We start from the raw sequence: 13831 nt of genomic DNA on the forward strand, positions 1-13831 counted from the left end.
CTTATTATTTAAAAAAGGAGGCTTTTGATGAGCTTAGTTTATTTACTAAGTGGCCTCATAATTATTATGGGGGTCATTTTAGTAACGTTGTTTAAACCGTTCCATCGTTTAAGACGGTATGTGGGATATATAGCGTTAATAGCGCCGATAATCTCTTCCATATATTTCCTTATCCAAATTCCTAATGTTATGCATCAGAAATTTGTAGCATTCAAAGTACCTTGGATGCCCGCAATAGACGTGAATTTAGATTTAAGATTAGATGGCTTAGGCCTCATGTTTGGGCTAATTATATCGATAATTGGGATAGCAGTGTTTTTCTATGCCACTCAATATTTATCCCCTAATGGAGATAATTTACCTCGATTTTACTTTTATCTATTATTATTTATGTTTAGTATGTTAGGAATTGTAGTTTCTAATAATACGATTTTAATGTATGTCTTTTGGGAGTTAACAAGCGTATCCTCATTTCTATTAATTTCCTATTGGTATAGTAATGCGAATAGTCAATTAGGAGCGATACAGTCTTTCATTATTACTGTACTAGGCGGTTTAGCCTTACTAACCGGTTTTATCATGCTTTATATCATGACTGGTACAAATACAATTTCAGAATTATTAACACAAGGTCATCAAATTAATGAACATGCATTATTTATCCCAATGATGATCATGTTATTAATTGGTGCATTTACCAAATCAGCACAATTTCCGTTTCATATTTGGTTGCCAAAAGCTATGGCAGCACCTACGCCGGTCAGTGCTTATTTACATTCAGCTACGATGGTTAAAGCGGGAATTTTCTTATTATTCAAATTTACTCCAATTTTGGGACTAAGTAACAGTTATATTTATATTGTGACTTTTGTTGGATTGATTACTATGCTTTTCGGGGCTATTACTGCACTAAGACAATATGACTTAAAAGCAATTTTAGCTTATTCTACGATTAGTCAGTTAGGTATGATTATGTCAATGGTAGGCCTAGGTGGCGGTATTGCGCAACATCCTACGGGAGTCATGGGAGAAACATATACACTTATTTTATTTGCTGGTTTATTCCACGTGATGAACCACGCCATATTTAAATGTGCCTTATTTATGGGAGTAGGGATAATTGATCATGAAGCAGGTACACGTGATATTTATCGTTTAAGCGGTATGCGTAAATACTTCCCTAAAATGAATCTAGTCATGACGTTAGCTGCTCTATCTATGGCGGGCGTTCCATTTTTAAATGGCTTTTTAAGTAAAGAAATGTTCTTTGACTCACTCGTAAGCGCCACTTATTTACAACAATTTGGCTTAACATTAACTGTGATAATAGTCCTATTAGGTGTGATTGCAAGTATCTTCACCTTCGTTTATGCAGTTTACATGTTAAAAGAAACGTATTGGGGCGAATTTGACGACAAGAAAGTGCCTAAGAAACATATTCATGAACCATGGGCTTTCAGTTTACCTGCAATTGTTTTAATGGTTCTTATACCAATCATTTTCTTTATACCTAATTTCTTTACAGAACATATCGTATTACCAGCGTTACGTAATGTAACCAATTTAGGTACTAAAGTAGATGCAATAGCGCCACACGTGTCACAGTGGCATGGTATTAATCTACCACTCATCTTTAGCGTGATTGTGATTGTTGTAGGTGCCATTTTAGCATTGAAAATTAATTGGAAAGCGCACATTTACAGATTTATTAAATATGCTTCAATTACGAATAGTTATCGTAAAACGTACCGTGTATTTGAACATTACTCTGGAAAAAGTATTCAAGGGTTAATGAATAACCGTTTAAATCACTACAATATTATTACGCTTTTAATCTTTTCATTATTTGTAGCGTATGGACTTATGAGAGTCGGCTTTCCAAAGTTACATCAAATTGAAGTATCTGAGTTCGGACCGTTAGAAGTCATATTGGCGATTACCATTAGCATTGTCGGAGTAGCCCTCGTCTTTATTCGTCAACGTTTAACGATGGTTATTTTAAACGGTATTATTGGTTATAGCGTGGCGTTATTCTTCTTACTAATGAGAGCGCCAGACTTAGCACTTACGCAGTTAGTTGTAGAAACAATCACTACAATTCTCTTTATTGTAAGTTTCTCACGCTTACCAAACATTGCGCGTACGAATGCTATCTTGAAAAAGGAAGCCGTTAAAATTATCGTGTCCTTTATTATGGCGGGCGCAGTCGTAACCCTCATCTTTATTGCCCAACAAGGTGATGGGTTCGAAACTATCTCGAAATACTACACAAAAGCTTATGAATTAACTGGTGGGAAAAATATCGTCAACGCCATTCTCGGCGATTTCAGAGCACTAGATACTATGTTTGAAGGTGTCGTTCTTATCATTGCTGGTCTAGGCATTTTCACACTATTACATTACAAAGATCGGAGGGGCCAAGATGAAAGAAAATGATGTGGTATTAAGAACCGTTACCAAAATCGTCGTTTTTATATTATTAACATTTGGATTTTATGTGTTCTTTGCCGGGCATAATAATCCAGGCGGAGGCTTTATTGGCGGGTTAATCTTTAGCTCAGCTTTCATCTTAATGTTCCTAGCTTTCGATGTACGCCAAGTGTTAGAAAGCCTCCCGATCGATTTTAAAAAGTTAATGATTATCGGTGCTATGATTTCAGTACTAACGGCTATTGTTCCTATATTTTTTGGTAAGGCCTTCTTATACCAAACAGATGCACATGTGCATTTACCGTTATTAGGAGAAATACACGTCACAACCGTTACGCTATTTGAATTAGGAATTCTTTTAACGGTTGTGGGTGTTATCGTAACTGTCATGTTGGCATTAAGTGGTGGTAAATCATGAATTTAATCTTACTACTTGTGATAGGATTCTTAGTATTTATAGGAACGTACATGATACTATCTCTAAACTTAATTCGAATTGTGATAGGCATTTCAATATATACGCACGCAGGAAACTTAATTATTATGAGCATGGGTCATTATGATAATCATATGACAGAACCGTTAATTCATGGTTCAAATACAAATTATGTAGACCCTTTACTACAAGCGATTGTTCTAACGGCAATTGTCATTGGATTTGCGATGACTGCATTTCTACTCGTACTTGTTTATAGAACATATCGTGTTACCAAAGAGGCTAATATCGATGTATTAAGAGGAGAGGAGGAAAATAATGAATAGTAATATATTAATTCTTCCAATCCTATTGCCTCTACTATGCGCACTTGTACTCGTCTTTACGAAGAATAAAAACAGAATATCGAAGATTCTATATATTGGAACAATGTCACTTAACACGATTATTTCGTTATGCTTACTTATCTATGTGTTACACCATAAACCTATTACTTTAGATTTTGGTGGCTGGGCAGCACCATTTGGTATTCAATTTCTTGGTGATTCACTGAGCTTAATTATGGTAACTGTTGCCTCATTTGTAGTGACATTAATCATGTCTTACGGTTTTGGACGTGGTGAGAAACGTGTGAATAGATATTATTTACCAACGTTTATCTTGTTCTTAACTACAGGTGTTATCGGTTCATTCCTTACATCTGACTTGTTTAACTTATACGTCATGTTCGAGATTATGTTACTAGCTTCATTTGTATTAGTGACATTAGGACAATCCGTCGAACAATTACGTGCTGCGATTATTTACGTCGTTTTAAATATTATTGGTTCATGGCTCTTTCTACTTGGAATTGGACTATTATATAAAACAGTCGGCACATTGAATTTCTCGCAAGTAGCCTTACGTTTAGACCAACTTCAAGACAATAAATCGATTATTATTATCTCAATCGTCTTTATGGTAGCGTTTGGTTCAAAAGCAGCACTAGTATTATTTATGTGGCTACCTAAAGCGTACTCAGTTTTAAACACTGAACTTGCAGCGCTATTTGCTGCCTTAATGACGAAGGTAGGTGCTTATGCACTTATTCGTTTCTTTACATTATTATTTGACCAACATCCAGGTATTACGCACCCATTATTAGTCTTTATGGCTTGTATTACGATGATTATCGGAGCTTTTGGTGTCATTGCCTATCACGATATTAAGAAAGTTGCCTCTTATCAGGTTATCTTATCCATCGGTTTCGTTATTTTAGGACTAGGCTCAAACACCTTTGCTGGTATACACGGCGCTATCTTCTATTTAGCTAACGATATTGTAGTGAAGACAATGTTATTTTTCGTCATCGGTAGTTTGGTCTACATGTCGGGTTATCGTGAATTTAAATATTTATGTGGCTTAGCTAAGAGAGAGCCATTTTATGGTGTAGCATTCATGATTGTGATCTTCGCTATTGGTGGTGTGCCTCCGTTTAGTGGTTTTCCAGGAAAAGTACTCATCTTCCAGGGAGCGATTGAAAATGGAAACTATATCGGTTTAGCCTTAATGATTATTACAAGTTTACTTGCTATGTACAGTCTGTTTAGAATTTTATTTATTATGTATTTCGGAGATAATGATGGCGAGCAAGTGAACTTTAACCCATTACCCAAGCGACGTAAAACAATACTAGGTATATTAATTGCCATCGTATTAATGATGGGTATTGCAGCGCCGGTGGTTATGACAGCTACGGAAAATGCTGCAAAACTTAATACAGATGACAAATACTATCATAGCGTTGTTAACCCACACTTGAAGGAGGAGAATAAATGAGACAAATTGTATTAAATATCTTGATTGCATTTTTATGGGTCCTTTTTCAAGATGAAGATGCTTTCTTATTCTCCACTTTCGTGACTGGGTTTATTATTGGTCTGATTGTTATCTACATCTTGCACCGTTTCTTTGACCAAGAATTTTATCCTAAAAAGATATGGGTAGCTATTAAGTTCTTAGCTGTATATTTGTACCAGTTACTTACATCTAGTCTTAGTATTATTAATTATATTTTGTTTAAGACAAACGATATGAATCCAGGTTTATTAACGTATGAAACCAATTTAAAAAATGATTGGGCGATAACATTTTTAACTATATTAATTATTATTACGCCCGGTTCTACAGTTATTCGAATTTCTAAGACAACGAATAAATTCTTTATTCATAGTATAGATGTCTCTGAAAAAGAAAAAGAAAGTTTGTTAAAGAGTATCAAGCAATATGAAAACTTGATTATGGAGGTGTCACAATGATTGAGACACTCACAAATTTCTTTACTACAAGTGCTCTAATATTGTTCGGGATTGCGTTTTTAATTGGCTTATTTCGTTTAATCAAGGGGCCGACAACCGCAGATAGAGTGGTCGCATTCGATGCTTCAAGTGCCGTAATCATGTGTATCGTAGGTGTAGTTAGCGTGATTTATAATACAGTATCATTCCTAGATTCCATAATGCTGATTGCTATTATTTCATTTGTAAGCTCTGTGTCTATTTCAAGATTTATTGGAGGAGGTCGCGTGTTCAATGGAACTAATAAACGAAATCGTTGATCTAATCGCTGCATTCCTCATTTTCCTAGGAAGTATTATTGCCGTTATCAGTGCAATTGGAATTGTTAAATTTCAAGATGTATTTTTACGGAGTCATGCCTCTACAAAGAGTTCGACGTTATCTGTGTTATTAACATTAGTAGGCGTGTTAATCTATTTTACCAATGAACAGAGTTTCTTCAGTGTCAGACTGCTATTATCTATCGTCTTTATTAACTTAACATCGCCAGTAGGCATGCATCTTGTAGCTCGAGCTGCCTATCGTACAGGTGCTTATATGTATCGAAAAGACGATGTGCCAAGACAAAGCACGATACTTTTAAGCTCAAAAGAATATAATACAAAAGAAGAGTTAGAAACTAGAGCAAAAATGCGAGAAAAACATCGTCAAAAACTGTACTATGAAAGCCAAGCAGAACGTGAAAAAGACACAGAAGTAAAGCAAGACGACTAATTCAAAAATGAACTAAATAATTAAGAAATAAGCAACAAAAGAGATTGAAACATTGTCTTAAAGGTTAAACATAAAGAGATAACCTAACGTGTCTTCAATCTCTATTTTTTATAAGCTAAATAAGCGTTAACAATTAAATTTTATTTTTATTATAGATAGTGCAAGTTAGTTACGTCACTGCCGTATTAATGGTAAAATAGTGATTAATCAATTGAGAGTGTAAGATACATCATTTTGGATATAAATAGACAGAAAATCATTTCACACTTTGTTCGTCTTATTTCTCCAATTAAATAACAAAAAATAATGGGGTGGAAGTTTGGAAATATTTGAAACGATTCTAATATTTCTGGCTGTAGTTATTATAAGCTCCTTTGTTCATACTTTTATTCCTAAAGTACCTCTAGCATTCATACAAATTGCATTAGGAATGCTCCTCTTTTTATTACCAGTGCCTGTGGAATTTAACTTCGATTCCGAGCTGTTTATGGTAGCGACCATCGCGCCTTTACTATTTGTAGAAGGTGTTAATGTTTCTCGAGTTCATTTACGTCGTTATATTAAACCAGTGATGTTAATGGCATTAGGACTCGTTATCACAACGGTAATTGGTGTTGGATTATTTATTCATTGGATTTGGCCTGACTTACCAATTGGCGCAGCCTTTGCAGTAGCTGCCATTCTATGTCCTACCGATGCTGTAGCGGTCCAAGCTATTACTCAAGGAAAAGTGCTACCGAAAGGCGCTATGACTATTTTAGAAGGCGAATCATTACTTAATGATGCGGCTGGTATCATTTCTTTTAAAATTGCAGTTGGTGTATTAATTACTGGAACATTTTCATTATTTGAAGCGGTTCAACAATTCTTAATTGCTTCTATTGGTGGGGCAATTGTCGGTTTGCTTATAGGTATTGCTCTTGTAAGATTTCGTTTGACGCTTACTAGACGTGGTATTGAAAACATTAATATGTTTACATTTCTCCAATTATTGACACCTTTCGTGACTTACTTAGTGGCAGAAATGTTCCACGCATCAGGTATTATCGCTGCAGTAGTTGCTGGTTTAGTGCATGGATTCGAACGTGATCGTATTGCACAAACACGTACACGACTTCAAATGAGTTACAACCATACTTGGAATATTCTAGGTTATGCATTAAATGGTTTTGTTTTTTCAATATTAGGATTTTTAGTTCCAGAAGTTATTGGAAATATTGTAAAAACTGAACCACATAACTTATTATTCTTAGTTGCCATTACTGCTTTAGTTGCCTTGGCTGTTTATCTATTTAGATTTATCTGGGTGTATGTTTTATATCCATGGTTCTACTTATCTATCAGTCCATTCCAAAAATTGATGAATGATGAAGGCGAAGATAAGAAGAAAGAGAAGCCACCTAAACGTAGTATGTATGCATTAATCATGACACTATGTGGCGTGCACGGTACAATTTCATTGGCTATCGCACTGACATTACCGTACTATTTAGCAAATCATCATGCGTTTACTTATCGTAATGACTTGTTATTTATTTCATCAGGTATGGTCATCATCAGTCTGGTTATAGCACAAGTACTTCTACCGTTCGTGACGTCTAGTAAACCGAAAGCTAAAATCGGAAGTATGAACTTTAAAGAAGCCAGAATATATATTCTTGAACATGTTATAGACTATTTAAATCAACATTCTGCATTCGAAACGAGTTATCGTTACGGCAACGTGATTAAAGAATATCATGATAAATTGACTTTCCTTAATTCCGTTGAAAAGGATGACGAAAACTCAAAAGAACTTGAACGACTTCAACGTATTGCATTTAATGTAGAGACTAAAACACTTGAACAATTAGCTAATAAAGGCGAGATTACAGCGAGTGTTTTAGAAAACTATATGCGTTATGCTGAACGTACTCAAGTATATAAACAAGCTTCATTAATTCGACGTATGATTGTTGGCGTGAGAGCAATGCTCTTAAAACGTCGTATACGTATACGTACGAACGCTGCTTCTTCATTAAGTGTAACGGACAACTTGATGGAATTATCTAAGATCAACAAACTTGTTCATTATAATGTAGTGAGTCGGTTAGTTAATGAGGCCAACGAAGATAATAAATTAGAAGTAGGAATGATTTGTGATGGTTATCTTATGAGAATTGATAACTTATCTCCTTCTAATTTCTTCAACACACGTGCGGAAGATTCAATTACTAAAATTAAATTAAATGCTTTAAGAGAGCAACGCCGTATTTTAGCTGACTTAGTTGACGATGATGAAATTACTGAAAGTACAGCATTAAAATTAAGAGAAGCGATAAATTATGATGAAATGGTTATAGTGGATAGCTTAACGGATTAAAACAAGTACTTATCAAACACTTAATATAGTGGGTTGGAGGTAAACATTAGAATTTGTGTAATAGGCACATGACTAATGTTCCAACTCACTCTTTATTTTTGAAAATGTTAATATAAACGATTATCCTATATATGAAGATTTTAGGACTATTTGATACTACTTTTTCAATACTGAGGGCATAACACGAAGGGCAAAATCGTGGTACAATAAAGTGAATGTATGTGGTGAGGTGAAATGATGTTAACTGAAGAAAAAGAGGATTATCTTAAAGCGATATTAGCGAATGATGGTGATAAATCCTTTGTCTCAAATAAAATATTATCTCAGTATTTGAATATTAAGCCTCCTTCAGTTAGTGAAATGGTAGGGCGTTTAGAGAAAGCCGGATACGTTGAAACCAAGCATTATAAAGGGGTCAAACTGTCAGATGAAGGCCTGAAACATACGCTAGATATTATCAAACGTCATCGTCTGTTGGAGTTATTTTTAATAGAAGTTTTACAATATAATTGGGAAGAAGTGCATCAAGAAGCGGAAATCTTAGAGCATCGAGTTTCTGATTTATTTGTTGAAAGATTAGATAAAATATTAGATTACCCTGAATCATGTCCGCACGGGGGTATCATTCCGCGTGATAGTCATTTTGTTGAGAAATACACGACTTCAATTTTAGAGTATGAGCCTGGAGATACTGTAGCGATTAAGCGTGTGCGTGATAAAACAGAGTTACTTGTATATCTTTCAAGTAAGGATATTTCAATAGGTAATGAAGTGGAAATAGTTACTAAAGATGAAACGAATAAGGTTATTATCGTTAAACGTAAAGATGTCATTACAATTTTAAGTTACGATAATGCGATGAATATCTTTGCTGAGCAAGCGTAATTTAACGTATTGAAACGTACTTATATTATATATAGAACAATCTCCAATAAGGACGTTAACATTCTTATTGGAGATTGTTTTATACAATTTTGAATTTAGAAAGCATATTGATACATTAAATAAAGAGAATAGAAATTGATTGCAATCCATAATATACTGTAGAACACTGTTGGAATATGTGTCATATCTGCTAGTGTTTGACCATCCCAACTTGGAGACGGTTTTTGAAAAGTAAGCTTAAATATGGTCCAACTGGATTGTAAGACTTCGCCTAATAAGACACCTAATATAAGATGATAAATAAAGAGCACTAAATAATAAAGTGTTGCTTGATTTTCATGATGTAATAAAAAATATAAAACTGCTATTAGTATGATTAATACGATGATAGGTGACAATTTTCGAGATGTTAGAATAAAATAGTATACAAAAATGATGATATAAGCAGTAAGAAAGAGACTTGGATGACCATAGTATGCAGCGCTTAACCCGATTAAAAGCATTACTGGAGGCATGATATAGCCACCTAAAGTAGTAATGATTTGTCCTAAAGTACCTTTAGATTGGGTGATTGCGTAGCCTTGTTGCATGGTTTGTAATCTTTCGCTAGGACGTGTAACGATGACTAAATCTTTAGCACGACCACCACTCAATTTATTGAATAAAACATGGCCAAATTCATGAGTTAATACTGGAATATAATTAAGATAGACATCTAAATATTGATTTAATTGATGGTGTCTATTTTGATGGATAATAATATATATAATAGCTATAATCATGATTAAATATAGCTTTAAATCGATAACTGTAGTAAAGAAATTTTCTAAATAGAGCATAGTTGACCTCATTCAATTTTAAATTATAGTTTCTATTATAAGCCAAAGATAATGTTTTGGCGTTTGGACTTTAGCCGTATTTTTAAACTTGAACCTTTTGAAGTTTACAAATAAATTCATAGACATAAGTAAGAGGAAAAGTTATGAATTTTTGTTATATTTGCATATAATATATGAAGACGAAAACGTTCGGAGAGTAAGGAGATTGCTTAATGTGTGATCAAATAAAGACTAAAACTGACAAGGTAGATATTTTAGGCGTGCATTTCGACAATGTCACAATGTTAGATATGATTGAAAATGTTAAAACATTTTTCACACAAGAATCTAAAGAAAACTTATTTATTGTGACTGCTAATCCTGAGATTGTAGATTATGCAACGGAACATGTTACTTATAGAACATTGATTAATAGTGCAGATTATATTGTGCCAGATGGTACGGGCATCATTAAAGCTGCAAATAGACTGAAGACGCCATTGAAGCGACGCGTGCCAGGTATAGAATTAATGGAACATTGTTTGAAGATAGCTCATACAAATCATCAAAAAGTTTATTTACTTGGTGCTAAGAATGAAGTAATAGAACTGGCTCATGCTAATTTACAACGAAAGTATCCTCAAGCACAGTTTGACTATCATCATGGTTATATTAATCTAAATGATGAAACAGTGATTAAACGAATTAAACGCTTTAATCCAGATTATATATTTGTGGGCATGGGTTTCCCTAAACAAGAAGAATGGATAGAGAAAAATAGTCATGCGTTCGAACAAACTGTATTAATGGGTGTAGGTGGTTCGTTTGAAATATTTAGTGATACTAAAAAACGTGCTCCAAAACTATTCCAACGATTTAATATTGAATGGGTTTATCGCTTATTAATCGATTGGAAGCGTATTGGTCGTATGCGAAGTATTCCAAAATTCATGTTTAAAGTGTTAAAAGTTCAAAGAAAAATGAAAAAGAAATAAAAATATAAGCGCGTAGAGATGATTTAATTATGAATTATCTCTACGTTTTTTTAATATGTTGCGTTTATCTCCACTTCGTATTATTTAGTTCGCGTTCTTGGGGAGCGGGACAGAAATCTAATGTAATTTCAAAGATTTCGTCGTCCCGCCCCGGCAAGGTTGACTAGAGATGAAGAAAGTCCAGATTAGACGCATTTTCATCTCAGTCAACTACTGCCAAAATTAGCTACTGTGGTCATTTTTTAAGGAGTCTCGCTAATAATACTCCGTGGATAACATGTAATTTTATCTTTTACCAGTCCTTGATAAAGCGCTTTTGAGTCTTTATTCATCTTAGTTTCATGGTTTTGAATACTTCGATTCTATACAAGTGTATATCAATTAACGTTAGATTCTAGCTTAGCGCTATCAATAAATATTGATTAATCATCTATAAGAAATCTTTCAAATCATTGAATATTAAACTAGAGAAATAATGATTCTAATAAAGCAATTAAGGTATGTTATATTTTTTTATATAAGACATCGCGTTAATTTGGTTTAGTGGTATTTATTAAATTACACGAAAGTGTCTATTTTTTAAAAAGTGCTTTAATGTAAAATTACATGTAACTAACGCAGTATTGTTGGCGAGACTCCTGAGGGAATAGGATGAGCGTCGAGACCGTGGCTCGACCCATCCCCCTAGGAAATGGGAGCCAAACAATACGAAGTATTGATAAAAGAAAAGCTTAGAGGTGATTCAATCATGAATCATCTCTAAGCTATTATTTTGGGATTTATGTCCCAGACTCTATCATTTTGGGATTTATGTTCCAAGCCCATACTTAGCGTTTTATTTTACGATAAAACGTTTTTTATCAAGATCTTTTCTAAATGCTTTTTGATCGGCTCTTGATTTTTTCTTGAAATCTTTTAAAAATTGTTCATATTTAGGTAGAACATCGTCAATTTCGCCAAAGTCTTTCAATTTACCGCCTTCAATCCAAGCGATTTTAGTACAAAATTCACGAACTTGTCGAATATTATGACTAACGAAGAAAATAGTTTTATTGGCTTCTTTAAATTCGTATATTTTGTCTAAACATTTTTGAGTGAAAGTTTGGTCCCCAACGGATAATGCCTCATCGATTACTAAAATATCAGGGTTAATCGTTACATTAATCGAGAAACCTAATTTAGCACGCATACCACTTGAATAGTTTTTAACAGGTTGATAAATAAATTCTCCTAATTCACTAAATTCGATAACTTGAGGCATAAGTTCTTTGATTTCTCTCTTTTTAAAGCCCATGCAAAGCATTTTAAATTCAATGTTTTCTACACCAGTTAATCGACCATTTAGACCGGCATTAATAGCGATAACGCTGACTTCACCATTACGTTCAATATTCCCAGACGTAGGGGATAATGAACCACCAATCATATTACTTAACGTTGATTTGCCAGAACCATTAATACCAACTAAACCAATAACATCGCCTTCGTGGGCAGTTATTGATACATCGTCTAAAGCAAAAAATGTATTATTCTTATTTTTAGGGATCAGGGCGTCTTTAATGCGTTCTTTATTATTGCGATAAATGCGATATTCTTTTGTCACATTATTAATATTAACGGATACGCTCATGATTATTCCTTTCTTATAAGTAGTCATATAGATTATAATACATTACACAAGTGTTGTTAAATTTATTAACCTAGTGTAAAGTGTATTAGAGATTTTGAATAGTTTAGTTATCGGAAAGTAGATTTTACATTTTGGAAAATGAAATTCACAAATACGAGACTTTCGATAATTGAACGAGTAAAATGAAATACGAATTCAATAGTACGTATAAATACATTAAACTTTTGAAGAAATACTATATAATAAAGTTATTCAAATGACAAATTAAAGAATTTAAATGCCAGTGTGGATATTTAATTGAAAGTGTGGTTTATTTCAATGTCGGCAGTAGGGTCAGTTTTTAAAGAACATATCAAAAACTTTTATTTAGTACAAAGACTTGCACAATTCCAAATTAAAATAAGCAATAAGAATAACTATCTTGGTATGGCCTGGGAAATACTCAATCCTGCTTTACAAATCATGGTATATTGGTTTGTATTTGGTATGGGTATTCGTAGTAATGCGCCTATTCATGGCGTTCCATTTATCTTATGGTTATTAGTTGGTATTAGCATGTGGTTCTTTGTAAACCAAGGGATTCTTGAAGGTACGAAATCAGTATCTATGAAATTTAATCAAGTTGCTAAGATGAATTTCCCGTTATCAATTATTCCTACATATACAGTGACAAGTAAATTTTATGGACACATAGGTTTACTAGCGTTAATTATTGCCATTTGTTTAGGAAATGGAATTATTCCTTCAATACATATTGTGCAATTATTAGTTTATGTACCACTTACATTTTTCTTTACCGCTTCAGTAGCACTCTTTACCTCAACATTGGGTATTATTGTGCGTGATACACAAATGGTGATGCAAGCGTTATTAAGAATTCTGTTCTATATGTCTCCTATCTTATGGATACCTAAAGATACAGGCGTTAGTGGTGTGATTAATGATATTATGAAATTTAATCCAGTTTACTTCTTAGCACAATCATATCGTGCTGCTATTTTATTCCATCAGTGGTACTTTATTGAACATTGGAGATTATTCCTATATAACGTAGTAGTTATTTTAGTCTTCTTTGTATTAGGTTCTATTTTACATCGTAAATATCGCGATCATTTCGCTGATTTCTTATAATATTTTAAGAGCTGGGACATTTATAAAAGTGTCTCAGCTTTTAATATAGGAGTTGGCTAAAGATTACATGATATTGTGATGAAGATAAGGAATT

Annotated in this window: 13 protein-coding genes; 11 read left to right on the forward strand and 2 right to left on the reverse strand. The window is 33.6% G+C overall.

Annotation, left to right across the window (positions count from 1 at the left end):
* Positions 1-27: 27 nt before the first annotated feature.
* The 9 genes from HS848_RS00570 (at position 28) to HS848_RS00610 (ending at position 9163) form a co-directional block, all read left to right on the forward strand.
* The gene (locus tag HS848_RS00570; RefSeq protein ID WP_198610891.1) at positions 28-2436 is read left to right on the forward strand and encodes a DUF4040 family protein; all 2409 of its coding nucleotides are present in this window, start codon (positions 28-30) and stop codon (positions 2434-2436) included.
* Entirely contained in the window at positions 2423-2848 is a 426-nt protein-coding gene (gene mnhB2, locus HS848_RS00575) for a Na+/H+ antiporter Mnh2 subunit B (RefSeq protein WP_107507163.1), read from the forward strand. Before HS848_RS00570 ends, mnhB2 begins: the two co-directional genes overlap by 14 nt.
* A complete protein-coding gene (gene mnhC2, locus HS848_RS00580; RefSeq protein WP_103166131.1) occupies positions 2845-3192 on the forward strand; it encodes a Na+/H+ antiporter Mnh2 subunit C in 348 nt (115 codons plus the stop codon). Before mnhB2 ends, mnhC2 begins: the two co-directional genes overlap by 4 nt.
* The gene (gene mnhD2 / locus HS848_RS00585; RefSeq protein ID WP_198610892.1) at positions 3185-4684 is read left to right on the forward strand and encodes a Na+/H+ antiporter Mnh2 subunit D; all 1500 of its coding nucleotides are present in this window, start codon (positions 3185-3187) and stop codon (positions 4682-4684) included. Before mnhC2 ends, mnhD2 begins: the two co-directional genes overlap by 8 nt.
* Positions 4681-5163 carry a Na+/H+ antiporter Mnh2 subunit E gene (gene mnhE2, locus HS848_RS00590; RefSeq protein ID WP_198610893.1) on the forward strand — a complete coding sequence of 161 codons (483 nt, stop codon included), beginning with the start codon at positions 4681-4683 and terminating at the stop codon, positions 5161-5163. The genes mnhD2 and mnhE2 overlap by 4 nt, the downstream gene beginning before the upstream one ends.
* Positions 5160-5462, forward strand: a complete 303-nt coding sequence (gene mnhF2, locus HS848_RS00595) for a Na+/H+ antiporter Mnh2 subunit F (RefSeq protein ID WP_107507159.1) — start codon at positions 5160-5162, stop codon at positions 5460-5462. Before mnhE2 ends, mnhF2 begins: the two co-directional genes overlap by 4 nt.
* The gene (locus HS848_RS00600; protein WP_198610894.1) at positions 5437-5916 is read left to right on the forward strand and encodes a Na+/H+ antiporter subunit G; all 480 of its coding nucleotides are present in this window, start codon (positions 5437-5439) and stop codon (positions 5914-5916) included. The genes mnhF2 and HS848_RS00600 overlap by 26 nt, the downstream gene beginning before the upstream one ends.
* 319 nt (positions 5917-6235) lie before the next feature.
* Positions 6236-8278: a cation:proton antiporter gene (locus tag HS848_RS00605; protein ID WP_107507157.1), complete on the forward strand. Its 2043-nt coding sequence runs from the start codon at positions 6236-6238 to the stop codon at positions 8276-8278.
* A gap of 237 nt (positions 8279-8515) precedes the next feature.
* On the forward strand, positions 8516-9163 hold the full coding sequence (locus HS848_RS00610; RefSeq protein WP_107507156.1) for a metal-dependent transcriptional regulator: 648 nt from the start codon (positions 8516-8518) through the stop codon (positions 9161-9163).
* Between the two features lie 95 nt (positions 9164-9258).
* On the opposite strand, the gene HS848_RS00615 is transcribed toward HS848_RS00610, so the two are convergent.
* Positions 9259-10002, reverse strand: a complete 744-nt coding sequence (locus HS848_RS00615) for a M50 family metallopeptidase (protein WP_198610895.1) — start codon at positions 10000-10002, stop codon at positions 9259-9261.
* A gap of 212 nt (positions 10003-10214) precedes the next feature.
* Between HS848_RS00615 and tarA the strand changes: the two genes are divergently transcribed.
* Complete coding sequence (gene tarA, locus HS848_RS00620; RefSeq protein ID WP_198610896.1) at positions 10215-10976, forward strand: N-acetylglucosaminyldiphosphoundecaprenol N-acetyl-beta-D-mannosaminyltransferase TarA; 762 nt, start codon at positions 10215-10217, stop codon at positions 10974-10976.
* A gap of 835 nt (positions 10977-11811) precedes the next feature.
* Here the strand turns inward: tarA and tagH are convergent.
* Entirely contained in the window at positions 11812-12606 is a 795-nt protein-coding gene (tagH, locus tag HS848_RS00625) for a teichoic acids export ABC transporter ATP-binding subunit TagH (RefSeq protein ID WP_107507153.1), read from the reverse strand.
* 318 nt (positions 12607-12924) lie between these two features.
* Between tagH and HS848_RS00630 the strand changes: the two genes are divergently transcribed.
* Positions 12925-13737, forward strand: a complete 813-nt coding sequence (locus HS848_RS00630) for an ABC transporter permease (RefSeq protein ID WP_107507152.1) — start codon at positions 12925-12927, stop codon at positions 13735-13737.
* Positions 13738-13831: the final 94 nt, after the last annotated feature.

Origin of the sequence: Staphylococcus caledonicus, assembly GCF_016238465.1 — a bacterium.
GTDB classification, from domain to species: Bacteria; Bacillota; Bacilli; order Staphylococcales; family Staphylococcaceae; genus Staphylococcus; species Staphylococcus caledonicus.